This is a genomic window from Pseudomonas salicis (genome assembly GCF_057128705.1).
Map to the genome: position 1 here is coordinate 36727 of NZ_JBSKHU010000005.1, position 25654 is coordinate 62380.

Annotated in this window: 19 protein-coding genes and 2 pseudogenes; 5 read left to right on the top strand and 16 right to left on the bottom strand. The window is 60.8% G+C overall.

The genetic code is table 11. The features are described 5' to 3' along the window. The first annotated feature begins 128 nt into the window (after nt 1-128). Entirely contained in the window at nt 129-1493 is a 1365-nt protein-coding gene (locus ACWKWE_RS18765; protein ID WP_483851364.1) for a formimidoylglutamate deiminase, read from the top strand. A 168-nt stretch (nt 1494-1661) separates the two neighbouring features. Here the strand turns inward: ACWKWE_RS18765 and ACWKWE_RS18770 are convergent, their stop codons facing one another. From ACWKWE_RS18770 to ACWKWE_RS18800, 7 genes are all read right to left on the bottom strand, one after another. Then, complete coding sequence (locus ACWKWE_RS18770) at nt 1662-2174, bottom strand: lipocalin family protein (protein WP_483851619.1); 513 nt, start codon at nt 2172-2174, stop codon at nt 1662-1664. A 41-nt stretch (nt 2175-2215) separates the two neighbouring features. After that, a complete protein-coding gene (bamE, locus tag ACWKWE_RS18775) occupies nt 2216-2470 on the bottom strand; it encodes an outer membrane protein assembly factor BamE domain-containing protein (protein WP_081563693.1) in 255 nt (84 codons plus the stop codon). Between the two features lie 349 nt (nt 2471-2819). Beyond that, nucleotides 2820-3422 carry a DUF924 family protein gene (locus ACWKWE_RS18780; protein ID WP_483851365.1) on the bottom strand — a complete coding sequence of 201 codons (603 nt, stop codon included), beginning with the start codon at nt 3420-3422 and terminating at the stop codon, nt 2820-2822. Nucleotides 3423-3424: 2 nt separating this feature from the next. Continuing rightward, the gene (locus tag ACWKWE_RS18785; RefSeq protein WP_166598138.1) at nt 3425-4435 is read right to left on the bottom strand and encodes a class 1 fructose-bisphosphatase; all 1011 of its coding nucleotides are present in this window, start codon (nt 4433-4435) and stop codon (nt 3425-3427) included. 182 nt (nt 4436-4617) lie between these two features. Beyond that, entirely contained in the window at nt 4618-6003 is a 1386-nt protein-coding gene (locus ACWKWE_RS18790) for a DUF3999 domain-containing protein (protein WP_166598139.1), read from the bottom strand. Then, nucleotides 6000-8867 carry a DUF2339 domain-containing protein gene (locus tag ACWKWE_RS18795; protein WP_483851366.1) on the bottom strand — a complete coding sequence of 956 codons (2868 nt, stop codon included), beginning with the start codon at nt 8865-8867 and terminating at the stop codon, nt 6000-6002. Before ACWKWE_RS18795 ends, ACWKWE_RS18790 begins: the two co-directional genes overlap by 4 nt. Before the next feature lie 248 nt (nt 8868-9115). Beyond that, nucleotides 9116-11599, bottom strand: a complete 2484-nt coding sequence (locus ACWKWE_RS18800; RefSeq protein WP_483851367.1) for a glycogen/starch/alpha-glucan phosphorylase — start codon at nt 11597-11599, stop codon at nt 9116-9118. A gap of 312 nt (nt 11600-11911) precedes the next feature. Here ACWKWE_RS18800 and pip point away from each other — a divergent pair, with 312 nt between their 5' ends. The 4 genes from pip to mdoH all read left to right on the top strand — a co-directional run bounded on the left by pip (nt 11912) and on the right by mdoH (nt 18291). Further along, nucleotides 11912-12883: a prolyl aminopeptidase gene (gene pip, locus ACWKWE_RS18805; RefSeq protein ID WP_483851368.1), complete on the top strand. Its 972-nt coding sequence runs from the start codon at nt 11912-11914 to the stop codon at nt 12881-12883. A 142-nt stretch (nt 12884-13025) separates the two neighbouring features. Then, nucleotides 13026-13463 carry a D-aminoacyl-tRNA deacylase gene (dtd, locus tag ACWKWE_RS18810; RefSeq protein WP_341960512.1) on the top strand — a complete coding sequence of 146 codons (438 nt, stop codon included), beginning with the start codon at nt 13026-13028 and terminating at the stop codon, nt 13461-13463. A gap of 258 nt (nt 13464-13721) precedes the next feature. Beyond that, nucleotides 13722-15710, top strand: coding sequence for a glucan biosynthesis protein G (locus ACWKWE_RS18815; protein ID WP_166598143.1), 1989 nt, complete (start codon nt 13722-13724; stop codon nt 15708-15710). Next, nucleotides 15703-18291 carry a glucans biosynthesis glucosyltransferase MdoH gene (gene mdoH, locus ACWKWE_RS18820; RefSeq protein WP_483851369.1) on the top strand — a complete coding sequence of 863 codons (2589 nt, stop codon included), beginning with the start codon at nt 15703-15705 and terminating at the stop codon, nt 18289-18291. Before ACWKWE_RS18815 ends, mdoH begins: the two co-directional genes overlap by 8 nt. Nucleotides 18292-18661: 370 nt before the next feature. Here the strand turns inward: mdoH and ACWKWE_RS18825 are convergent, their stop codons facing one another. From ACWKWE_RS18825 to ACWKWE_RS18865, 9 genes and pseudogenes are all read right to left on the bottom strand, one after another. Continuing rightward, nucleotides 18662-19537: a methyl-accepting chemotaxis protein gene (locus tag ACWKWE_RS18825; RefSeq protein WP_483851620.1), complete on the bottom strand. Its 876-nt coding sequence runs from the start codon at nt 19535-19537 to the stop codon at nt 18662-18664. Then, nucleotides 19520-20605, bottom strand: a pseudogene (locus tag ACWKWE_RS18830) (methyl-accepting chemotaxis protein); the annotation flags it as partial. The gene ACWKWE_RS18825 and the pseudogene ACWKWE_RS18830, both read right to left, overlap by 18 nt. 284 nt (nt 20606-20889) lie before the next feature. Next, nucleotides 20890-21753, bottom strand: coding sequence for a methyl-accepting chemotaxis protein (locus ACWKWE_RS18835; protein WP_483851621.1), 864 nt, complete (start codon nt 21751-21753; stop codon nt 20890-20892). Beyond that, nucleotides 21745-22806: pseudogene (locus ACWKWE_RS18840) on the bottom strand (methyl-accepting chemotaxis protein); the annotation flags it as partial. The gene ACWKWE_RS18835 and the pseudogene ACWKWE_RS18840, both read right to left, overlap by 9 nt. 180 nt (nt 22807-22986) lie before the next feature. Beyond that, entirely contained in the window at nt 22987-23694 is a 708-nt protein-coding gene (locus ACWKWE_RS18845; RefSeq protein ID WP_483851370.1) for a 16S rRNA (uracil(1498)-N(3))-methyltransferase, read from the bottom strand. Further along, nucleotides 23691-24485 carry a twin-arginine translocase subunit TatC gene (gene tatC / locus ACWKWE_RS18850; RefSeq protein ID WP_483851371.1) on the bottom strand — a complete coding sequence of 265 codons (795 nt, stop codon included), beginning with the start codon at nt 24483-24485 and terminating at the stop codon, nt 23691-23693. The genes ACWKWE_RS18845 and tatC overlap by 4 nt, the downstream gene beginning before the upstream one ends. Then, complete coding sequence (gene tatB / locus ACWKWE_RS18855; RefSeq protein ID WP_483851372.1) at nt 24482-24994, bottom strand: Sec-independent protein translocase protein TatB; 513 nt, start codon at nt 24992-24994, stop codon at nt 24482-24484. Before tatB ends, tatC begins: the two co-directional genes overlap by 4 nt. 10 nt (nt 24995-25004) lie before the next feature. Further along, the gene (locus ACWKWE_RS18860) at nt 25005-25277 is read right to left on the bottom strand and encodes a twin-arginine translocase TatA/TatE family subunit (protein WP_166598150.1); all 273 of its coding nucleotides are present in this window, start codon (nt 25275-25277) and stop codon (nt 25005-25007) included. Nucleotides 25278-25319: 42 nt separating this feature from the next. Beyond that, nucleotides 25320-25652, bottom strand: coding sequence for a phosphoribosyl-ATP diphosphatase (locus ACWKWE_RS18865; protein ID WP_166598151.1), 333 nt, complete (start codon nt 25650-25652; stop codon nt 25320-25322). Nucleotides 25653-25654: the final 2 nt, after the last annotated feature.

Consider the following 25654-nt stretch of genomic DNA (forward strand, 5'->3'; position numbering starts at 1 on the left):
TGGGTGAAGAAGCTGCAGACAGCGCCCACGCTAACCATTAACGCGAGCGCCGACAAGCTTGCCGCAGTTTACCGGGCAGGCAAACGTCTGTATATGTATAGACAATTTCACGCGAGGGGTGCGAAACGATGTCCGTTTTCTTTGCCGAACGAGCGTTATTGCCAGCGGGCTGGGCCAATAACGTGCGTTTTGAGGTCGGTGCTGATGGTGTTCTGACCAATGTCCAGTCCGACGCCGAGCGTCAGGGTGCCGAACTGATCATCGGTCCGGTGGTGCCGGGCATGCCGAATCTGCACTCCCACGCGTTCCAACGCGCGATGGCCGGGCTGGCGGAAGTGGCGGGCAACCCCAACGACAGCTTCTGGACCTGGCGCGACCTGATGTACCGCCTTGTCGGCCAGATCAGCCCGCAGCAACTGGGTGTCATCGCCCGCCAGCTGTACATCGAAATGCTCAAGGGTGGTTTCACCTCGGTCGCTGAATTCCATTACGTGCATCAGGACGCAGACGGCAAGCCTTACGCCAACCCTGTCGAGCTGGCGTTGCAGGTCAGCCAGGCGGCGAGTTCGGTCGGCATCGGCATGACCCTGCTCCCTGTGCTGTACACCCACTCTGGATTTGGCGGACTGGCGCCCAACGAGGGCCAGCGTCGATTCATCAATAGCACCGAAAGCTACCTGAACCTGCAATCGGACCTGAAACCGATTATCAGCGCACAACCGGCCCAAGCGCTGGGCTTGTGCTTCCACTCGCTGCGCGCCGTCACCCCACAGCAGATCAGTGATGTACTGGCCGCCAGCGACAAGCAATGCCCGGTTCACATTCACATTGCCGAACAGCAGAAGGAAGTCGATGACTGCCTGGCGTGGAGTGGTCGTCGCCCGCTGCAATGGCTGTACGAGAACGTCGCGGTCGACGAGCGCTGGTGCCTGGTGCACGCAACCCACGCCGAAGCCGACGAAGTGGCCTTGATGGCGAAAAGTCGCGCCATCGCGGGGCTGTGCCTGACCACCGAAGCGAACCTTGGCGACGGGATTTTCCCGGCGGTGGACTACATCGCACAGGGCGGACGTTGGGGCATTGGTTCAGACAGCCACGTTTCGCTCAGCGTTGTCGAAGAACTGCGCTGGCTGGAATACGGTCAGCGTCTGCGGGATCAACGGCGTAACCGGTTGTACCGTCCGGATCAACCGATGGTTGGTCGCACCCTTTACGACGCCGCACTGGTGGGCGGTTCGCAGGCAATGGGTCAGCCGATCGGGGCACTTGAAGTCGGCAAGCGTGCAGACTGGCTGGTGCTGGATGGCAACGACCCGTATCTGGCCACGGCGTCGGGCGACGGCATTCTCAACCGCTGGCTGTTCGCGGGCAGCGACCGGCAGATTCGTGAAGTCATGGTGAACGGCCAATGGGTGATTCGTGACGGGCGGCACGTGGACGAAGAGGAAAGCAGCCGCGCGTTTGCGCAGGTGTTGAGGGAATTGCTCGGGTAAGACCAGCGGTGATCAGTCTGTAGAAGCGAATTTATTCGCGAAACGGGGGGGACATCCGACGCTGATCTGTCGTCTGGTCTACCTTCGCGAATGAATTCGCTCCTATAGAGGGTGTGCGTACGTCAGTGGAATCGGGGATCAGTCGGCGGCTTTCGCCACCTTCGAATCCTAGATCCGCCAGATCAGCTTGGTCGTGTCATACCCCTGCTGCTGCGCTTTCATCATCAGTTCGTTCTTCACCGACTCCGACACGTGGGCGGTGCGCGACAGCAGCCACAGGTACTTGCGATTCGGGTTGCCGACCAGCGCGACCTTGTAATCGTCGCTGACGTACAACACCCAGTAATTCCCCTTGGCCACGCCCGGCGCGAGATGCGAGAACCAATTGTCAAACACCACCCACAGCTTGTCGGTCTTGCCTTCCACTTGCGGCGACGCCGTGCCGGTCGCTTCTTCCCACTTGCCGTCCAGCGTGCGGCAGCGGTTGGTCACGGCGATGTTGCCGTCGTCTTTCAGCTTGTAATGCGCCTCGGATTGCGCGCAATTGCGCTGGAAGAACATCGGCATCCGCGCCAATTCGTACCAGGTGCCCTGATAACGTTTCAAGTCCACATGGTCCGCCGTGCGCGGGGCCATGGATTCCGCTTCCGGCGTGACCGCGCAGGCGCTCAACCCGATCATCGCCAGCGCCACGGCCGCAGCGCGCATCATGAAACCCACCTTCATTTCAGCCCCTGACCCGAATACAGCACGACTTTATCGGCCGCGTATTGAACGCTGATAAAGGTCTTCTGGTCGCCCCACGTGCAGCTCGACATCCCCAGTGCACCCGAGCATTCAGTCGGGCTGCCCAGCAATTGTTCGATTTGCGCCTTGGACATCCCCGCCGAGATTTTCGAATAGTTTTCCTGATTGATCTTGCTGCACGCGGCCAGCAGCACGCAGAACGACAACAACGCGAGAGATCGCAACGACATGGATGAGGCTCCTGAATCGAGAGGGGGCAGCGTCACAGCGATTGGCCTCTGGCGCAAAGCACTGACGTCATGCCGAAAGCTTAGAAGAGAAAGGGTGGGTCTGGTTCCGTGGGTGAACTCGCTTACGCTGCAATCTGTTTTTGATTCTGCCCGAAGGGCGTAGGAGTCTAGCTTGCTGACGATCTGTCGGGGTCGCGCTCGACCGTGAGGCGGCAGCAAATGCCGCAAATGCGGTGTATCTGGCATAACCGAGGTGTCTGATCTTGCTACCGGTTCCCGGCAGATCGTCTGACCGCAGCCCGGAGCAAGCTTGCTCCTACGCCTTCGGCAGAAGCAGATCGTGCAACGCTCAAAACCTCGACCCCGGACCCTTCAAAAACGCCATCTCTTCCTCCGTCGAGTCCCGCTCCAGCACCTCATTGCGATGGGGAAATCGCCCAAACCTCTCGATCACCACGCGATGTTTCTTCGCATAGTCCAAGGTCTGCTTGAAATACCCGCGCTCAGCCTCTGGCACCGAGGGCAATAGCTCGGTGAACCGCTGGATAGCATCGTCCTGGGCGGCGAGGTGTTCGGTGTGTTCGAGAACGAGGTAGATGAAGGTGCGTTGCAACGGGGCCAGCCATAAGTCCCGTTCAAGCGTCAGTCCTTCCTGGACCAATTCTTGAGCACGTTTGTCACCCGCATAGGCCATAGGGCTGTTGCGGAAGATCATGCGAGGGAGTTGGTCGAGGAGCAGCACCAGGGCGAGCCAGCCTTCAGGGGTTTCAGCCCAGTCGGACAATTCGCCCTGGAGCGCCTGATCGACCAGAGCACCGAAACGCTGGCGCGCGTCGGTGTCCTGAGAGGCTTTCTTGCCAAACCACAGCGTGTTTTTCGCCTTGGCGATTTCGGTCGGTGATTCGGCCGAACCGAACCACCACGCCAGCACCGGCAGCCAGGGCGAGTTCACGGTTATTCCTGGTGGTACGACGTTGCGCGTTCCACTTCCTCTTTCGAGCCCAGGAACACCGCCACACGCTGGTGCAGGCCTTCAGGCTGGATGTCGAGGATGCGCTGGTGGCCGTTGGTGGACGCGCCGCCCGCTTGTTCAACGAGGAACGACATCGGGTTGGCTTCGTACATCAAACGCAGCTTGCCCGGCTTGGACGGCTCGCGAGCGTCGCGTGGGTACATGAACAGACCGCCACGGGTCAGGATGCGGTGCACGTCGGCGACCATCGCAGCCACCCAACGCATGTTGTAATTCTTCTTCAGCGGGCCTTCTTCACCGGCCAGCAGCTCTTCGACATAGCGTTTGACCGGGGCTTCCCAGTGACGCTGGTTGGACATGTTGACGGCGAATTCCTGGGTGGACTCCGGAATCTTGATGTCTTCATGGCTCAGCACGAAGCTGCCCATTTCGCGGTCAAGGGTGAAGCCTTTAACGCCGTCGCCGAGCGTCAGGACCAGCATGGTTTGCGGACCGTAGATGGCGTAACCGGCAGCGACCTGTTGAGTGCCTGGCTGCAGGAAGGCCTTTTCGTTCAGGGCTTCGTTCTGGCTCAGGTATTCATTCGGGCAACGCAGCACCGAGAAGATGGTGCCGACCGGGGCGTTGATGTCGATGTTGGAAGAGCCGTCCAGTGGGTCGAACACCAGCAGGTACGCGCCCTTCGGGTATTTGCCCGGGATCTGGTAGGCGTTGTCCATTTCTTCGGACGCCATGCCTGCCAAGTGACCGCCCCACTCGTTGGCTTCCAGCAGGATTTCGTTGGACATCACGTCCAGCTTCTTCTGCACTTCACCTTGAACGTTCTCAGTACCCATGCTGCCGAGGACGCCACCCAGGGCGCCTTTGGATACTGCGTGGCTGATTTCCTTGCACGCACGCGCCACCACTTCGATAAGGAAGCGCAGATCGGCAGGAGTGTTATTGCTGCGGGTCTGCTCAATCAGATAGCGACTCAGGGTAACGCGGGACATGGAGAGCTCCGGAAGAAGGGAAATAAAAAACGCGCACAGTTTAACGCGTGTAAGGACTTATTACTGCCTGTCAGACCGACTCTGTAGTGATTGAGTTCACGGGCTACATGAGCGTAGACGTTCGACCGTGACAAGTTGAGGTGCCACGTTCGCGTTTTTTCACCTGCAGGATCGGTTCAGCTTCAACGCTTCGAATTCGATGCGCGCAACGTGCCAATCGCCATCCATCCCAAAAAAATCACCCCCAGCACCAGCACGCTCCACAGGCCGATGCGTTTCCAGTCCGGCCCCGAGGCGACGGGGGCGGCAGGCGCTGCAACGGCCACCGGCGTAGTGGTCAATCTGGCCGTGCCCAGCGCTGCCAGCTTCTCCGACGTCACGCCGGGCACCAACGTGTTGAGCGGCAGGTTTGCGCCTTTGATGGTCGCGTTGCCGATGGCAAGGCTGTAAGGCGGTGCACCTCGGCCCAGGAACACCACTTGCGTGGCGCGCACGGCGAAGCGGAGTTTTGGTGCTGCATTGCCCAAACCACCGCCGCGATCATCGACTTCGAGTTTCAGTTGCCGGACGACATTGCCGGGCAGCGCCATTTCATCCTGCACCACTTCCTGGCCGTTCTGAGTCAGCCGATAGAGCAGGCCGTCGTCGATGAGCTGCCATGGGGCGTTGTTGTCCGCCCGGCCATACAGCGTGGCCGGCGCGAGGCTGTTGGGCTGGGTGATGTCGACTTTCATGCGCTCCAGCGGCAGGGCCACCGGAAGCTGCCAGACATACACGCTGGGCTTTTCGACCGTGCCGGTGATGCTCGGCGACCAGCTCAGCGGCATCACGCCGGGGCGTGTGCTGACCAATTGCGCAGAGGTCAGCGTCGGCGCCGACTGCGGGTTGGTCCACAGCAGACGCAGATAGCGAGCGTTGCGTCCAGGCAGGGTCACGACGCGCTGTTCGACCCGCTCGTCTGCGAACGACAGCCGCGCCACCTGACCCTCACCCCATCGCTTCCAGTGCTGCAAGTCGTCGCTGGCCTCGATGCTGAATCGCTGAAAACCATCGCGCTCGGCGTTCCAGTCGAGAATCAACTGGTCCAGCGGCGCGTTGATGGCGCTGGTGTCGAGCAGCCAGCCGCGCAGGATTTCTTCGCCTGCCTCGATCTCGCCCTGGGGCTGGACTTCGACCAGCGTGCCGGTGGTGGTGCGTTCGACGCGGATTTTCGGCTCGGCGTCCTTGGCGTCGTCGCTGTTGTAGAGGGGGAACCACTTCACATCGACGGGGGTTTCGTCTTCGGCGCGCTGCGGCTGACTGAGGGTCAGCGCGTACGGCTGGGCCTGACCATCGGCGTTGAAAATGCGTACGTCGTTGAGGTTGCCTTGACGTGCGTTCAACTGCGCGGCGAGTGGCAGCTCAAGGCGATACCACGGCCCTTCACCGCTGACGCTCAACGGTGTGTGGCTGGCGAAATCGTCCGGCAAGTCTTCGGCTTGAGCGAACAGCGCGGCGCACAGCATCGATCCGAAAACAGCGGCCTTGACGAGGGACTGACGGCTCAACAACGAACTCCTGATTTTCATGGCGATGCCGAATCAATGGGCGCTACGTCGTCTGACGATGGACTGCGCGTAGGTTTCTTCGGCGGCAATGGTGCGAAATATCCCACCACGAGCAGCAGAATGCCAACGCCGATGAACGAGACGATTCGCTCAAGTCCGCCGCGATTGCTCAGCTCGATGAAGAACAGTTTGGCGACCACGATGCCGATCAGCACCGCGCCGACAATCCACACATCCCGCCGTTTGCGCAGATGGCCGCCGATCATCAGCGCCAGCGCCACCAGGGTCCAGACGATGGACAGGCCCGCTTGCACGCGCATCGACTCGAACAGCGCGTCGGTGTGCCAGGCCACGCCCGCCCAATGATGCGCGGTGCGCATGACCATGGCGGTGACCAGCGCAAAGACCGAAGCCCCTGCGATGACCAGCGCCACTTTGCGCGCATGATAGGGACTGACGCCCAGCTGTGGCAGTTGCTGACGTGTCCAGCTGAAGATACCGGCGAGGGTGATCAACAGGCCCAGCTCCAACGGGTTGATCAACGGGAGGTAAGGCAGCGGATCGGCCGCCCCTTCGCTGAACCAGTTTGCCAGCCAGAACCACGTTAGCATCAGGACCGCCAGAGGCGCAGCGGCCCAGACCCTATATTCGCGAGGGTAGGCACTGACCGGCCACCGCACCGGCACCGGCCCATTGCGCGGCGCGGTCATCGCCAGCAAATAAAGGCTTGGCAGCAAGGCCCAACCCAGCCAGCGCCACGCGTTGTAGGACTCCGACAGGATCAACAGGCCGTAACGCAACTCCAGCGACAGCACGCCTAGGATCAGCCAGCACCCAAGAACATGCGCGGCGCTGCGCAGGTGTCTATTGAGCACAGCGTCCAGCTTCTTCAGCGACAGGACATGAGCCGCGAACACCGCCACCCAGCCGAGCCAGCCCCAATCCGCAGCGGGGTGGTAATAAGGGTTGAACAGCATCAAGGCCAGCAGCGCGAGGCTGGCGGGCGTCAACAGCGTGCACAGCTGCGCCAGCCCCGACCATTTGAGGCGCAGCGACACGACGGTCCACAGCCCGACACTGAAGGCACCCAGCAGCAACAGCGTCGGGATTTCTCGGGCTCCCGGCACGTAATGGGTGCTGACGCACAGGGCGATCGACCACCACAGCGCGCCCCAGACCAACAGCGCAGGTTGCAGGACGCGTTCGCTGAACGCCAGACGCAACGTGCCGATCCGCTCTACGACGAAGGCGCTGATCAAGCCCGCCAGCGCGATGATCAGCGGCGTCCAGAAATCGCCATGATTGAAGGTCGGGCCGTCGTTCCACGCGGCCCAGCGACCCACCATTCCGAGAAACGCGAAGCCTGCGCCCAGTTGCAGAAGCAGACCAAAGAACCTCGCCAGCAGGCGGTTCTGCCGCATGCCCAACCAGAACACCGCAGCCCCCTCGACGGCCCAGGCGACGGTCGTCCACTGCGCGCTCAGCCCCAGAGGAATGGCCAGCGTCGCGAACACCACGCCGAGTGACAGGCAGGTTTCGACCAGCAGCAATGCCCGGCCCGGCGCGCGCCCGGCGAGCACCCGCGCGATGCCCATATAAAGGAGGCCCAGCACCAAGGCACTGAAGGCCGCGCCGAATTCGATGTGTTGGACGATGGCGTATTGCAGGCCGAACCCGGCGATGGGCGTGCCGAACAACAGGCTGCCATCGACGTAGTGACTGTGCTTCGCCGACCAGCGCAAGACCGCTTCTCGGCTGTCGTTTTCAGGGCCGGTGGCGTGCTCTTGAAGCTTGCGGCGGGCGAACAGTAAGCCAATGGCCAGGTACATCATGAAGAACAGAATCAGGAACGGCTCGGTGCTCCAGAACAACTCCGGCGTGTAGGCCTTCAAGCCCCAAGCGCAGCCGATGCCGAACGTGCCGACGAAGCCGATCAGGTTCAGCGGGCGCCACGCCTTGAACCAGGCGATGGCGAAGATCCCGGCGTTGAGCAGGGCGAAATAGCTGAATAGCGCGACGTGGCTGCCTTCGCCCGAGGACGTCAGCAACGGTGCTGCGAAACCACCGAGCGCGGCCACACAGGCGAGGGCCAGGGAGTTTTGCGTCAGCGCGAGGATGGCGGAGAACACCGTCACCGCGACCAACAGGCTGAACGCCATGCCGGGCGCAAGCAGAGTGTGGACTTTCATCGCGGCGAAGACCGTCAAGTACAGCACCGCAACACCCGTGCCTTGCAGCATCAGGGCGAAAGATTCGTTGCGCTGACGCAGCCACCAGCCCAATCCCAACAGCGCCAGCGCAGCCGCCGTGACCCCGGCGTAACGGGCTTCGATGGGCACGACCATGCCTTCGGTGGCGTAGCGCAGCAGAAATGCCAGACCGAGAAACAGCAGCACCACGCCGACGCGCAACACCGTGTTGCCACCGAGCAACCAGTCCTTGGCGCGGAGCAGGGCGCTGTCGAACAGGTTTGGCTGGGCAGGCACGGGAGCAACAGGGCGCAAGGGGGGAGGGGCATCGACCGGGCGGCGCCATTCGGAATCAGTGGTGGATTCAACAGGCTCAGGTTCGAGGTCTGGCAGATCCCAAAGCAACTCGGGGCCAGTGTCGGCGACGGGCTGGATATCGAGCGGAGCGGGCGCAGAGGCGTCTGGCAGTTGCGTGGCGGTCGAGTCCAGTTGGCTCAGACGTGCTTGAACGGCTTGGAGATCAAGCCGGGTTTTCGCCAGCTCGGCCTTCTGCGCAGCGGCTTCGCGCGCGACAGAGGAGAGGCGCAAGCTCAACCCCAGAGCCAGGCCGATAACCCCACCCACGGCGCCGCCCATCAGCGATTCGTCCAACACCGCTCCGATGAACAAGCCAGCCAACAGAAGAATCCATTGCACGCGACGACATCCCTTTTCGGCCGCAGAACGGCGATGGCGAGGAGTATATCGGGCGCCGGGGAAGAGGAAACATTTTGTGTCAGGACGCGAGAACTGCGTCGCTACAAGGGGTATTGCAAACTCGGTGTATCAGCACATTCGACGACAACTGATCCATCGTGTTTGCTGCCGGAGGTTACGACGGCAGCGCAGCGGCAGGTCAGTCGCGAAAAAGTGCAACTGACCCACCGCCGTCCTGCATCACAACATCAATCCAGCGCGTGCCAGATCTCGTTCGCGTACTCCCGAATCGTCCGGTCCGAGGAGAACCAGCCCATGCGGGCCGTATTGAGGACCGCTGACCGCCACCATTCCTTGCTGTCGTGCCAGCGTTTTTCGACGCGGGCCTGGGCGTCCCAGTACGACTCGAAATCCGCACAGACAAAGAAACGGTCGTAGTTGATCAACTGCTCGATCAACCCGGCATAGCGATACGGGTCATCCGGCGAGAACACCCCGCCTCGGATCGCTTGCAGCACATCGTTCAGGCGCGGCGACGACGCGATGTCGTTGTGCGCGTTGAATTCGCCCGCGTGTTTGCGCGCTTCGACTTCTTGCGATGTCATGCCGAAGATGAACATGTGTTCCAGTCCGACCTGCTCGCTCATCTCCACGTTGGCGCCGTCCAGGGTGCCGATGGTCAGCGCGCCGTTGAGGCCGAACTTCATGTTACTGGTGCCCGATGCTTCGAGCCCTGCCGTGGAAATCTGCTCGGACAAGTCGGCAGCCGGAATGATGCTTTCTGCCAGACTCACGTTGTAGTTCGGCAGGAACACCACTTTGAGGCGACCGCGCAGGGTCGGATCGTTGTTCACCGTGCGGGCGATGTCATTCGCCAGTTTGATGATCAGCTTGGCCGAGTGATAACTGGCCGCCGCCTTGCCTGCGAAAATCTTCACGCGTGGCACCCAGTCGGTGCTCGGGTCGGCACGCATGGCCTGATACAGCGCCACGGTGTGGAACAGGTTCAACAGCTGGCGCTTATACTCGTGAATCCGTTTCACTTGCACGTCGAACAGGGCTTCCGGGTTGAGCGTAATGCCCAACCGCTCCTGAACGATGTTGGCCAGCGCGGTTTTGCTTTGCAGCCGTTGCGCAGCGAACGCTTGCTGGAACGCGGCGTTGTCGGCCAACGGCTCCAGTTTGAGCAGCGTGGTTTCGTGGTTGTCGAGGACCTGTTCGCCCAGTTTCTCAACCAGCATCGAGGTGAGCTGCGGGTTGGACTGGAACAGCCAGCGGCGGAAGGTGATGCCGTTGGTTTTGTTATTGATGCGGTCCGGATACAGCTTGTGCAGTTGAGCGAACACGGTCTTGCGCATCAGTTGCGTGTGCAGGGCCGACACGCCGTTGATGCTGTGAGAACCGATGAACGCCAAATTGCCCATGCGCACGCGACGGCCATTGTCTTCTTCGATCAACGACACCGCGCGCAGCAGACCGAACAGGTCCGGGTCGTCCTTGTGTTCCAGGCGCACGTCGTCGATGTGCTGGGCGTTGATCATGTAAATGATCTGCATGTGGCGCGGCAGCATGCGTTCCATCAGGCCGACCGACCAGGTCTCCAGCGCCTCGGGCAACAGCGTGTGGTTGGTGTAGGCGAGGGTGCCGACGGTGATGCGCCAGGCCTCGTCCCACTCCACGTCGTACAGGTCGATCAAGATGCGCATCAGCTCCGCGACCGCAATCGACGGATGCGTGTCGTTCATCTGGATCGCGGCGTGCTCGGGCAGGCTGTTGATCGTGTAGCCCATGTTTTTGTGGCGGCGCAGCAGGTCTTGCAGCGAGGCCGACACGAAGAAATATTCCTGGCGCAGGCGCAGTTCCTGCCCCGCTTCCGTGCTGTCGTTCGGATAGAGCACGCGAGAAATACTCTCGGCGCGCACGACTTCCGCCACCGCACCGACGTGGTCACCGGCGTTGAAGCGTTCGAGGTGAAGGTCTTCAACCGCACGTGCACGCCACAGACGCAGGGTGTTCACGGCCTTGCCGCGCCAGCCGACGACGGGGGTGTCGTAGGCAATCGCCCGGACGGTTTCGCCCGCGCTCCAGACCTGACGGGTCTCGCCCGAGGCATCCAGCACGGGCGTGCCGTTGCTGTCGAGGACCGGCTGAACGCTGCCGCCGAAGCCGATCTGGTAGATCACTTCCGGACGTTCGAACTCCCACGGGTTACCGAAGTCCAGCCAGTTCTCGGTCTGTTCCTGCTGCCAGCCATCGACGATGGCCTGACGGAACAGGCCGTGCTCATAACGAATGCCGTAACCGTGACCGGCGATGCCGAGGGAGGACATGCTCTCCATGAAGCACGCGGCCAGACGGCCCAGACCGCCGTTGCCCAGTGCAGCATCGGGTTCAAGCGTGCGAATTCTTTCCAGATCGACGTTCAGGCCTTTGAGCGCTTCACGTGCGGTTTCGAGGATGCCCAGGTTGCTCAGGCTGTCGAACATCAGTCGCCCGATCAGAAATTCCAGCGACAGGTAATACACGCGTTTCTTTTCCTGGCGGTAGATGTAGCGCGTGTGGTTCATCCACTTCTCGGCCATCTTGTCGCGAGTCGCCAGGGCGATGGCCATGAACCAGTCATGGTCGAACGCATGGTCGGCGTCTTTGCCGACAGCGAATTCGAGTTTGGTAAGTACAGCTTCACGAAAGGCTGCCACTTCAGCGTCACGAACGTTGGGTTCCGGAGACATCGGGTACGACCTCAAGTTGGTTGGACGATTGAATGGGGTTGATTGACTGTAGGGGGTGTCGTCGGTTATTTCCTGCCGTCGGGCGAAATATCCGGTTGCACGCCCCTCGGTTCGACTCGAACAGCTCGCTCTGGTTCGCCGGTTTTTCAAGTTGTCAGAGGCTGCGAAGCACCTTGCATCGATCGTTCCAGTTTCCGCCGCTGCACACGATACGCGGCGTTCACTGCGCCAATATGATCATTTGTCATTTCGGGTTTATGATGCCCAACGGCAGATAGATAGAAGCCCCTGAATTGGACTTATGGAGCACCTATGCAGACTTTGTACCCGCAGATCAAACCTTATGCCCGGCACGATCTGGCAGTGGAAGAGCCTCATGTGCTGTATGTCGATGAAAGCGGCTCGCCGGAAGGCTTGCCGGTGGTGTTCATCCACGGCGGGCCGGGTGCGGGGTGCGATGCGCAGAGCCGTCGCTATTTCGATCCGAACCTGTACCGCATCATCACCTTCGACCAGCGCGCCTGCGGCCGTTCCACCCCTCACGCCAATCTTGAAAACAACACCACGTGGCACTTGGTCGAAGACCTTGAGCGCATTCGCAAGCACTTGGGCATCGACAAATGGGTGCTGTTTGGCGGTTCGTGGGGCTCGACCCTTTCGCTGGCCTACGCCCAGACTCATCCTGATCGTGTGCACGCCCTGATTCTTCGCGGCATCTTTCTGTGCCGTCCGCAGGAGATCAATTGGTTCTATCAGGAAGGCGCGAGCCGTCTGTTCCCCGATTACTGGCAGGATTACCTGGCGCCGATTCCGCAGGACGAGCGGGGCGATCTGCTCAAGGCCTTCCACAAGCGTCTGGTGGGCAGCGATCAGATCGCACAAATGCACGCGGCCAAGGCGTGGTCCACGTGGGAAGGCCGCACCGCGACACTGCGTCCGAACCCGCTGGTGGTGGACCGCTTCTCCGAGCCACAGCGCGCGCTGTCCATTGCCCGCATCGAATGCCATTACTTCACCAACAACGCCTTCCTTGAAGAAAACCAGCTGATTCGCGACATGCCCAAGATCGCGCACCTGCCGGGGATCATCGTGCATGGCCGCTACGACGTGATTTGCCCGCTGGATAACGCGTGGGAACTGCACCAGAACTGGCCGAACAGCGAATTGCAGGTGATTCGCGACGCGGGCCACGCGGCTTCCGAACCGGGCATCACCGATGCGTTGGTACGCGCAGCGTCGCAAGTGGCGCGGCGTTTGCTCGATCTTCCGCCGGAAGAGGCTTGAAGTTCGGCCGCATACTTTCTGTAGGAGTGAGCTTGCTCGCGATTCCGGTCTGTCAGTCATGTCTGTAATAACTGCTCCAACTCATCGCGAGCAAGCTCACTCCTGCAGGGTCTGGCGAACCATTCCGATACGAGGCGAATAAATGAAGGGTTTGCTCCAGCGCGTGCGTTCTGCGCGCGTCGATGTCGCGGGCGAAACGGTGGGCGCCATTGATCAAGGGTTGCTGGTACTGGTGGGGGTCGAACCTCAAGACACTCGCGCCAGCGCCGACAAAATGCTGCACAAGCTGCTTAACTACCGGGTGTTCAGCGACGCCGACGGCAAAATGAACCTGTCATTGAACGACGTGGGCGGTGGATTACTGCTGGTTTCACAGTTCACATTGGCCGCCGACACTAAAAGCGGCATGCGCCCCAGCTTCTCCAAAGCCGCGCCTCCCGCCCTCGGCGCCGAATTGTTTGACTATTTGCTGGAAAAGGCTAAAACCTCGCACGGGACGGTCGCTTCGGGCCAATTTGGTGCGGATATGCAGGTGCATTTGGTGAATGATGGCCCTGTGACATTTTTGCTCGAGACCTGAATCGCCGGTTTTGCCTAACGTACCCGAATTTATTAGGCAAAAAGCCATAAATACTTTGTTTCCCCTGATGCGTTGTAACGCGGGCTACTAGATAATCGCGCGCTACAAAGGCGAGTGAAAACTCGTCCCATCGGTAAAAACGCAGACTGGTCCGATATCGTTTGGGGAATCATTGGCCCCTTTCGGAGTCGGAACAATGCTCGCCAACCCGGCATTTGAAAGCTGGCCGTTGGTTTCTTCATCTGTTTTCGGCGAGGGTTGCTCGTGATTGTTAGTCCATGTAATGCACCAAAGACCCCTGGCAAGCGCCTGCGCAGCGCCTTGTTGGCCGGGTCGGCTTTGTTTTGTCTTTTCGGCGCCAGCCAGCTCTGGGCGTTCGATATTGACGACGTGGCGACAAAGGCCAAAGAACTGGCCGGACAGAAATTCGTAGCCCCCAAAAGCAACCTTCCAGCGGAATTCCGCGACATGAAGTTTGCCGACTACCAGAAGATCCGCTTCTTGCAGGACAAGGCCGAGTGGGCCGCTGACAAGACGCCGTTCAAAATCTCGTTCTATCACCAGGGCATGCACTTCGACACCCCGGTGAAGATCAACGAGGTCACCGCCACGACGGTCAACGAGATCAAATACGATCCGAGCCGTTTCAGCTTTGGTGACGTCAAGTTCGATCCTAAGTCCACCGAAAACCTCGGCTACGCCGGTTTCCGCGTGACGTACCCGATCAACAAGGACGACAAACAAGACGAAATCATGACCATGCTGGGCGCGAGCTATTTCCGCGTCATCGGCAAAGGTCAGGTTTACGGCTTGTCCGCCCGTGGCATGGCCATCGACACCGCGATGTCGTCGGGTGAAGAATTCCCGCGTTTCACCGAGTTCTGGATCGAAAAGCCGAACCCGGATGACAACCATCTGGTGATCTTCGCGCTGCTGGACTCCCCACGCGCCACGGGTGCCTACAAACTGACCCTGCGTCCGGGCACCAACACCCTGGTCGACGTGCAATCGCGCATGTACCTGCGTGAGAAAGTCGGCAAATTGGGCGTTGCGCCGCTGACCAGCATGTACCTATTCGGCGCCAACCAGCCATCGAAAGTCCTCAACTACCGTCGCGAGCTGCACGACTCCAGCGGTCTGTCGATTCAGGCCGCCAATGGCGAGTGGATCTGGCGTCCGCTGAACAACCCGAAACATCTGGCTGTCAGCAGTTTCTCGGTTGAAAACCCGCGCGGCTTCGGTTTGTTGCAACGTGGCCGTAACTTCAGTCACTACGAAGACCTGGACGACCGCTACGACAAACGCCCAAGTGCCTGGATCGAGCCAAAAGGCGACTGGGGCAAGGGTACTGTCGATCTGGTCGAGATTCCGACTGCCGATGAAACCAACGACAACATCGTTGCGTTCTGGAAGCCGGAAACCCAGCCTGAGCCGGGTCAGCCAATCGACTTCAACTACCGTCTGCACTGGACCATGGATGAAGACTCCATTCACTCGCCGGATCTGGGCTGGGTCAAGCAGACCCTGCGTTCCACCGGTGACGTGAAGCAGTCCAACCTGATCCGACAGCCGGATGGCAGCGTTGCCTATCTGGTCGATTTCGTCGGCCCGACCCTGGCCAAGTTGGGTGAAGACCCGGCGATCCGCAGCCAGGTCACCACTGACGACAACACCGAGCTGGTCGAAAACAACCTGCGTTACAACCCGGTCACCAAGGGCTGGCGCCTGACGCTGCGCCTGAAGGTCAAGGACACCAACAAGAACGTGGAGCTGCGCGCGTACCTGCTGCGCGAGACCCCGGTCGAACCTGGTAAGGAACCTGCGCTGATCACTGCTGACAAAGCAGACAAGAAGCCTGAGAAAAAAGCGGACGCCAAACCGGCGGTCGCCGCTGCCGCGCCTAAAGACGAAAAAGCCGAAATCGTCAAAACCGACGCTGTGAAAGCCGGTGATGCGAAAGACGCCAAAGTGGCCAAGGCCGACGCGAAAGCCGATGGCAAAGACGCTGCTGCGAAAGACGCGAAGGCCGATGCCGCCAAGCCAGCTGACGCTGCCAAGGTTGCCGAAGCCAAGTCCGACGAAGCGTCGAAGCCTGAAGCCGCCCTGGGCGATGCTGCCAAGGCGAACAAAGGTAATAAAGACACCACGCAGCCAGCGGTACAGGCTGCATCCACCCAGCAGGGCCCGGCCATGAATCAACAGATTCTGACCGAGACCTGGAGCTACCAGTTGCCAGCCGATGAGTAATTCACAAGCCGTGCCTGAATCTCTAAGTGAGTATCTCGCACACCTGCCAATGAGTGACGAGCAGCGGGCCGAACTGGCCAGCTGCACCTCGTTCGCTGAGCTGCATGAACGCCTTTCGGCGCAGACCATCACCGACTCCGCCGAGGCCGCTCAGGCTTCGGTGGGCCGTCGCCTGACCCTGACCACCGCTGACGAGTTGCACGAAGCAGAAATGCTGACGGTCGACGCCAGCGGTCGCGTGTGCCTTAAAGCCACGCCGCCGATCCGCCGTACCAAAGTCGTCCCGGAGCCATGGCGCACCAACATCCTGCACCGTGGCTGGCGTCGTCTGACCGGGAAAACCAACCCGCCCAAGCCCGCCAAGGACGATCTGCCACGCGACTTGCCCAAGTCCCGGTGGCGCACGGTCGGTTCGATCCGTCGCTACATTCTGCTGATCCTCATGCTGGGCCAGACCATCGTGGCTGGCTTCTACATGAAGGGCATCCTGCCGTACCAAGGCTGGTCGCTGGTCTCGTTCGACGAAATCAGCCGCCAGACCTTGTGGCAAACCGCCGTTCAGGTGATGCCGTACGCACTGCAGACCACCATTCTGCTGATGTTCGGAATTCTGTTCTGCTGGGTGTCTGCCGGTTTCTGGACCGCCTTGATGGGCTTCCTCGAACTGCTGACCGGGCGTGACAAATACCGTATCTCCGGCGCCAGCGCGGGCAATGAGCCGATTGAAGCCGGTGCGCGTACTGCGTTGGTCATGCCGATCTGTAACGAAGACGTGCCTCGCGTATTCGCCGGTCTGCGCGCCACATTCGAGTCGGTCGCCGCCACTGGCGATCTGGATCGCTTCGACTTCTTCGTGCTCAGCGACACCAACGAAACCGACATCGCCGTTGCCGAGCAGCAGGCGTGGCTGGACGTGTGCCGCGAGACCAGCGGTTTTGGCCGGATTTTCTACCGCCGCCGCCGCCGTCGCGTGAAACGCAAAAGCGGCAACCTCGACGACTTCTGCCGTCGCTGGGGCGGTGACTACCGTTACATGGTCGTACTCGATGCCGACTCCGTGATGAGCGGCGAGTGCCTGACCAGTCTGGTGCGCTTGATGGAAGCGACCCCGGACGCCGGTATCATCCAGACCGCGCCACGTGCTTCGGGCATGGACACGCTGTATGCCCGCATGCAGCAGTTCGCCACCCGTGTGTATGGCCCGCTGTTCACTGCCGGTTTGCACTTCTGGCAGCTGGGTGAATCCCACTATTGGGGTCACAACGCGATCATTCGCATGAAGCCGTTCATCGAGCACTGCGCGTTGGCGCCGTTGCCCGGTAAAGGCGCGTTTGCCGGTGCAATTCTGTCTCACGACTTCGTCGAAGCTGCGCTGATGCGCCGTGCCGGCTGGGGCGTGTGGATTGCCTATGATTTGCCGGGCAGCTACGAAGAACTGCCGCCGAACTTGCTGGACGAGCTCAAGCGTGACCGTCGCTGGTGCCACGGCAACCTGATGAACTTCCGCCTGTTCCTGGTGAAAGGCATGCACCCGGTTCACCGTGCGGTGTTCCTGACGGGCGTGATGTCCTACCTTTCGGCGCCGTTGTGGTTCCTTTTCCTGGTGTTGTCGACGGCGCTGCTCGCAGTCAACACACTGATGGAACCGACCTACTTCCTGGAGCCGCGTCAGCTCTATCCGTTGTGGCCACAGTGGCACCCGGAAAAAGCCGTCGCGCTGTTCTCGACCACCGTCGTTCTGCTGTTCCTGCCAAAACTGCTCAGCGTCATCCTGATCTGGGCCAAAGGCGCGACGGGCTATGGCGGTCGGATCAAAGTCACCATGTCGATGCTCCTGGAGATGCTGTTCTCCATGCTGCTGGCGCCGGTGCGGATGATCTTCCACACCCGCTTCGTGCTGGCCGCGTTCCTCGGCTGGGCCGCGACCTGGAACTCGCCACAACGTGACGACGACTCCACGCCGTGGAGCGAAGCGGTCAAGCGTCACGGACCGCAGACATTGCTCGGCTTCGGCTGGGCGCTGCTAGTGGCTTGGCTCAACCCAAGCTTCCTGTGGTGGCTGGTGCCGATTGTCGGCTCGTTGATGCTCTCGATCCCGGTGTCGGTCATTTCCAGCCGTACCAACCTGGGCTTGAAAGCGAAGGATGAAAGTCTGTTCCTGATCCCGGAAGAGCACACCCCGCCGCAGGAGCTGGTGTCGACCGATCAGTACACTCACGAGAACCGTTGGCATGCACTGAACGATGGTTTTGTTCGTGCCGTGGTCGATCCACAGCAGAACGCTCTGGCCTGTGCACTGGCAACCTCACGTCACCGTCACGCCGAGCCGATCGAGTGGATGCGCGTCGAACGCGTGCGCCACGCCATCAAAGGCGGCCCGGAGCACTTGAACAACAACGAACGCCTGCAATTGCTGAGCGATCCTGTTGCGCTGGCGCGTCTGCATGAGGCGGTCTGGGCGGAAGGCAACGAAGCGTGGCTGGAAGCGTGGCGAGCGTCGGTGAAAGCCGACCCTCACGCGCCCCTGCTGCCCTTGCAGCCTGCGACACACCTGAACGTGCCGTCGCTCGCCAATGCCTGATTGACGTAACCGCTGCAAAAAAAAACGCTGCCGGAGAGTGATCTTCGGCGGCGTTTTTGTTTGGGTGTGATCAGGTACAACCTCCAGCAGCCGCACTTCCTGTAGGAGTGAGCTTGCTCGCGAGGTGTCCTGTCAGATGTCGCAGTGTTGACCGACCTGGCGTCATCGCGAGCAAGCTCACTCCTACAGGGGAGGAGCGACCCTCAAATCGCATCGTCGCCAGCGAATCTGTGGGAGCGAATTCATTCTGGGAGGCAATCCGACGATGCGGGGGTACATTCGACGCATCTGCGTCGGGTGTACGATCTTTCGCGAATGAATTCGCTCCCACAGCGATCTCGTAGCAAGAACGCCATAGAGAGCATCGCGTTCAGCTCACCCGAAACTTCCCGACCATCTCTTGCAGATGCGTCCCCAGTCGCGCCAGCTCCAGGCTTGAAGCGGCGGTTTCTTCGCTGGCTGCTGCTGTCTGTTCGGACACATCCCGCACGGTCAGCACGCTCCGGTTGATCTGCTCGGCGACGACGCTTTGTTCTTCGCCTGCCGTCGCGATCTGCTGGTTCATGGTCTGGATCGTCGAGACCGTGCGGGTGATGTGCTCCAACGCCGCACCGGCCCGACGGCTCAACTCGACGCTGCGATCCGTCAACGTGCGGCTGGCATCCAGCGTGCTCACCACCTGTTGCGTGCCGCTCTGCAAGGCCGCGATCAACAGTTCGATTTCTTCGGTGGATTGCTGCGTGCGTAAGGCCAGGCTGCGCACTTCATCGGCGACAACGGCAAACCCCCGGCCCGCTTCCCCCGCCCGGGCGGCTTCGATGGCGGCATTCAGCGCAAGCAAGTTCGTCTGCTGCGACACCGACTTGATCACGTCCAGCACGCCACCGATCTTGTCGCTTTCCAGCTTGAGCTTGCCCATGGCGTCGGTGGAATTGGCCACCTCGACCGCCAGCCGTTCGATCTGGCCAATGGCGTCTGCGACCACCTGATCACCTTCCCGCGCCTGCTGATCAGCCTGCACCGCCGCCTCGCTGGCCTCTTCGGCGTTGCGTGCGACTTCCATCACAGTGGAGGTCATCTGATTCATCGCCGTGGCGACCTGATCCGTTTCGCGTTTCTGATCGTTGACCCCGGCGCTGGTCTGCTCGGTTACCGCCGACAGCTGCGTGGCGGCGCTGGCAATCTGCGCGATACCGTCACTGATGCCCGAAATAAGCGCCCGCAGTCGCAGGGTCATGTCCTGCATGCTTTGTTGCAGACTGCCCATTTCGTCATGGCGTTGCACGTCGAGGTCAACACTCAGGTCGCCGCTGGCAATCCGCTTGGCGGCTGCGAGGGTCTGGTGCAGTGGCAGGATGATCTGCCGGGTGATCAGCCAGGCCGCCAACAACCCCAGCACGATAGCCAGCAGTGCCACGCCGATCAGGGTGTTGCGCGACCGATCGGCATCGCTGTCCCGGCGCTGGCTTTGCAGTGCGGTAATCTCGGCGGTGGATGCGAGCAACACGTCGCCCATGGCTTCCATCGACTCTTGAGCGGCCTCAGCTTTGGTCTGAGCCACTTTCAGCGTATTCAGCTGTTCGCGGTAGTTTTCCAGTGCTTTGCGCGCTGCCGTCAAAATACTTGCGTTGGTGTCGGAGGGGCTGGCCACGATCTGATCGACCGCCTCAATCGCCTTCTCGATTGCTTTGATCGCCCCTGATTCAAAGGCATCCTTACCGCTGTAAACGTAAGCTTGAACCTCGTAGCGAGCCGTCTGAATGTGCCGCCGCAGTTGCAGGATATTGGTGAATTCTTCGAGTTTTTCCTTGTTGTCCTGCTCCTCGCTGACAGCCTTCAATACGTCAGCCTCGACCTGATCGACCGCACTGATCACGTTATCCGAAAGCTCTTTCATGAGCGCCCGAGATGTATCGCGGGTTTGCAGCAATTGGCTCAAGTCGCCGAAAGCCTGTTCCAGCGCTCGGACGGTCTCGCTTTGTTTATTGAGCATTTGAAGCACGTCCGCGTCTTCCTCGTCATGCCTGAGCGTTCCAAGGTGCGCTTCGATTTCATTGATGCGGGTGGCGACCAGGCTGGCACTCTCCGGCGTGTTTTCCATCCGGAACGTGATGCGTTCGGCACGCAGGTCTTTGGTCAGGGCGTTGAGCTGGGCGATGGAGGTCAGCGACTCTGAGCGCTCGATCATGGCGTCGAGGCCGTGCCAGCCCGTGAGGGTGATGACCAGCGTCAGCAGCAATACCAGGCCGAAGCCCAGTGCCAGTTTGAGTTTGACGCTGGTATTGGCCAGCGCCCCGTTGATTCCATGGGACATGGTGCATCTCCTGCGGATGGGCGATAAGCGCGCATCGGCAGGGGAAACGGGAGCGTGACCTGAAGAGGGTGTAGGACGTTTCCGAGGCGAAGCGTGGGGTGAACCAGGTCACAGATATTCAGTTGTGCCCGGATTTCGACGGCTCCCCGTGCCCCTGTAGGAGCGAATTCATTCGCGAAAAATCGTACAGCCGATGGAGATGCATCGGATGTACCACCGCTTCGTCGGATTGCCGTCCAGAATGAATTCGCTCCCACCGGTTTCAGCGGCAGCAAGCTGCTCGGTCAAACCCTGAACCGGCCGACCAGCCCCTGCAGATGCGTGCCCAGGCGCGCCAGCTCCACGCTGGATGCCGCGGTTTCTTCACTGGCCGCTGAGGTCTGTTCCGACACATCCCGCACGTTCAGCACACTGCGGTTGATCTCTTCGGCCGTTGCACTTTGCTGCTCGGCGGCCGCCGCAATCTGCTGGTTCATGGACTGGATCGCGGACACGGTTCGGGTAATGCTTTCCAGCGCGCCACCAGCCCGACGGGTCAGTTCCACGCTGCTGGTCGTTAATTCACGGCTGTTGTCCATGATCGTCGCCACCTGTTGCGTGCCGTTCTGCAAGCCCGCGATCAGGTCTTCTATCTCTTCGGTGGATTTCTGCGTGCGCTGGGCCAGGCTGCGCACTTCATCGGCCACTACGGCGAAGCCGCGACCCGCTTCACCGGCCCGGGCGGCTTCGATGGCCGCGTTGAGCGCCAGCAAGTTGGTCTGCTGCGCGACCGACTTGATCACGTCCAGCACGCTGCCGATTTTGTCGCTTTCGCGCTTGAGTTCACCCATGGCCTCGGTGGAATGCCCCACTTCGGTGGCCAGACGCTCGATTTGAGCGATGGCCTCGCTCACGACCTTGTCGCCTTCACGGGCCTGCTGATCGGCCGCCACAGCGGCTTCTGAAGCCTCCTCGGCATTCCGTGCGACTTCTTGCACCGTGGCCGTCATCTGGTGCATGGCCGTAGCGACCTGGTCCGTCTCGACTTTCTGATTGTTAACCCCGGCGCTGGTCTGCTCGGTCACCGCGGACAGCTGCTCAGCGGCGCTGGCGATTTGCGTGACACCGTCGCTGATGCCGCCGATCAGCTCGCGCAGGTTCACTGTCATGCGCTGAATGCCGCCTTGCAGCTGACCCAGTTCGTCACGGCGATCAATGCTCAAGTTGTGGGTCAAGTCGCCGGACGCGACGCGATCCACCGCGACGAGCGTGTGTTTCAACGGGAGGGTAATCTGGCGAGTAATGGCCCACGCCGCAAGGACCCCGAAAAACAGAGCCAGCGCTGTCGCCAGACTCAGCATCGATTGCGCCTGCGCACTGTCGGCGTCTCGCTTGGTATTTTGTGAGGTGGTCAATTTGTCACTCAGGTCGAGCAACTGCTGACCGAACCCCTCCATCTTCTGCAGCGCCTGGCGGCTCACCAGCTGGGCGTCGCGGTATTGTGCGACTGCAGCGCCGTAACTTTTGAGGGCCAGATTCGCCCGTTGCAGCTGAGGGATGTATTGGGACGAGACATCGCCCGCCAAGGTGTTCACGCCAACGATGGCTTCTTCGATGGCGGCTGTGGCGCTCTTTTCGAAATCTGGATTGCCGCTGAAGGTGTAGCCGCGTACTTGAAAACGCGCCTGCTGAATCAGCTTGCTCACGCCCACGGCGCTGTTGAATTGCAGAATGTTGTCGTGCTGGATCAACGCCTCTTCGATCTTGTTGACCTCGTCCACGGCGGCATCCGCGGCTGCGCCCAAGTTCACGCGGCTGGCTTCACGGGCCTGAATAGCTTTGGCCATGTCCTCGAATGCGCGACGGTAGTCAGTGGCGGCCTGGGTCTGAGCGTCCAGCAGCTTCAGATCGCTCCCGACCACGAGCTTGCCGTGGGCCGTCTTGAGCTCCGCGTCGAGATGGTCCAGCGCGGTCATGACGGCCTTCGCCGTATCAGGGCTGGCTTGGGTTTCGTAATTCATGCGTGCAATGCGTAGCGCCAGGGAATACTCATTGATCTGGGAGATCGTCGCGAGCTTCTCGCCGCGATCAATCAACGACCTCACGCCCGACCAGCCTGTTGCGGTGATGACCAGCGTCAACAGCAAAACCAGCCCGAACCCGATCCCGAGCTTACGACTGACACTGATATTTCCAAGACGTTGGGCGGTCCAGCGATACATGACGATTCCTTGCTGATTGTTTTTTGGGACGTCACGCTATCGGCAAGTGCGCACCAATCTGAAGCAGAGCGAGGATGGCATATCGGCCAAGAGTCGTTGCAATGGGAAGAGCCTGGAATCGAAGACGTTGGAATCGCGCCGCGATGCCGCCTCTGCCTTCGGCAGAAGCCTGAGCCCGGCTTAGAACAACCGGGCGAGGAGGGCAGTCACGGCGGTTTCGACCCGCAGGATGCGGTCGCCGAGCTGCACAGGGTTCAGGCCGGATTCGCGCAGCAGGTCGACTTCGTAGGGAATCCAGCCGCCTTCCGGGCCGATGGCCAAAGTGACCGGCTCATTGACCGCACGCGGGCAGGCCGGGTAATCGCCGGGATGCCCAACCAACCCAAGCGTCCCCTCAACGATGGCAGGCAGCCGGTCTTCGACGAACGGCTTGAAGCGTTTCTCGATGATGATCTCAGGCAACACGCTGTCCCGGGCCTGTTCCAACCCCAGGATCAGTTGCTCACGAATCGCCCCAGGCTCCAGAAACGGCGTCTGCCAGAAGCTTTTCTCGACGCGGTAACTGTTGACCAGAATGACCTTGGGCACGCCCATGGTGGCGACGGTCTGAAACACCCGGCGCAGCATTTTGGGGCGGGGCAGGGCGAGCACCAGGGTCAGCGGCAGTTTGGCGGGAGGCTCACGGTCGAAACTGACAGACAGTTCCGCCTCGCGGGGTTCGAGACGCAGTAACTGCGCGCTGCCGAGCAAACCGCCCACGCGTCCAACGCGCAGGCTGTCGCCGACCTCCGAACGATGCACCTCTTGCATGTGCTTGAGGCGTCGATCACGCAACACCACCCGATCAGCCGAGATGAAGTCGGCCTCTTCCAGAAGCAGCAGGTTCACGGCTGGGTCGCTGGCGGCTGGTCTTGCTCGTCTTCGGCTTTCTCGTCGTCTTCGTGGTCGCCGCGTTTGGTGACCATCGAGCTGCACAACACGCCGATTTCAAACAGCAGCCACATCGGCACGGCCAGCAGCGTCTGCGAGAAAATGTCCGGCGGGGTCAGGATCATGCCGACCACGAAGCACCCGATCACCACATAGGGGCGAATCTTCTTCAGGTACTTCACATCAACGATGCCGATCCACACCAGCAACACGACCGCGACCGGGATCTCAAACGCCACGCCGAACGCCAGGAACAGCGTCATGACGAAATCCAGATAACTGGAGATGTCCGTCATCATCGACACCCCTTCCGGGGTCACGCTGGCGAAGAAGTGAAAGATCAGCGGGAACACCAGCAAGTAGGCGAAGGCCATCCCGGCGTAGAACAGAATGATGCTGGAAATCAGCAGCGGCACCGCCACGCGTTTTTCGTGTTTGTACAGGCCTGGCGCGATGAAGCCCCAGATCTGGTACAGGATGACCGGCATTGCCAGGAACAGCGCCACCATCATCGTCAGCTTGAACGGGGTCAGAAACGGCGAGGCCACATCAGTGGCGATCATCGTCGCGCCTTCGGGCAAGAACTTGCGCAGTGGCGCCGAGACGAAGGTGTAGATCTTCTGCGTGAAGTAGAACAGCGCACCGAAGATCACGAAGATCGCCAGCACGCAACGCAACAGGCGCGAGCGCAGCTCAGTGAGGTGCGAGACCAGCGGCATTTGCTGGTCGTTTTCCGGGATTTCGCTCATGGGGCTCGTGGGGGCTGTGTCGAATCGTTGGCGGAGGGCGCGCCCGGCACGGCCGTGGGCGTAGTGGCCACCGGAGCGGGCGCAGGTGTCGCGACAGGCGGAGCAGGCTCGGGCTGCGCAGCGGGCGGCGTGACCGACGCGCTTTCAGCAGGCGCTGCCGGGCCAATGTCGGCGCTCGGTGGCGTAGGCGCGGCACCCATGATCGGCGCGGCGGGCTCGCTGACCGGCTGAACCGCTGGCGGCACGACGGGCGCCGCCGCTTGCTGCGGTTGCATGATTTTGCGCGCTTCTTCTTCCAGCGAAAGAATGTGCTCGTTGTGCAATTGACGACGAATTTCATCGGCGCCGATTTCGCGCTCAACTTCCTGTTTGATCGCGTTGAAGCTGCGTTTCAGACGCCCGATCCAAAGCCCGGCCGTCCGCGCCGCCCCCGGCAAACGCTCGGGGCCCAATACCAGCAGGGCAACGAGGCCGACCAGCAGCAGTTCAGAGAAGCTGATACCAAACATGCGTCACGACCTAGTCTTTGCGGATGGGCTCTTCGACTTTCTGCGCAGTGCCGTCGATGGTGTGCGGCTGATACGGCGGCTGAGTCGGTGGAACAGGCTGCGCGGTCGGCTGTGGCTGAACAGGCGGTTGTTCGGTCGGTTTTTCTTCGTCGTTCATGGCCTTGCGGAAGCCTTTGATCGACTCGCCAACGTCAGTGCCCAGGTTTTTCAGTTTCTTGGTGCCGAAGACCAATACGACGACCACAAGAATGACGATCCAGTGTTTCCAGTCAAAAATGCCCATGACGCGTTCCTCACAATGATTTCAGGGCTCGCAGGCCCGTGTTTAATCCGTCGAACGAGCAGCTTTTTCGACGTGTCCGGACAGGCCGAAGCGGCGGTCCAGTTCATCGAGTACGGCTTGCGGGTGCTGGCCCAGCGCTGCGAGCATCACCAGGCTATGAAACCACAAGTCTGCCGTTTCGTAGATGACATCGCTGCAGTCCCCGCTGACGGCGGCGTCCTTGGCAGCGATGATGGTTTCGACCGACTCTTCACCGACCTTCTCCAGAATCTTGTTCAGCCCCTTGTGATAGAGACTGGCGACGTAGGAGGAGTCGGCAGCCGCGCCTTTGCGCTCTTCGAGCACTTGGGCGAGGCGAGACAGGGTATCGGTCATGT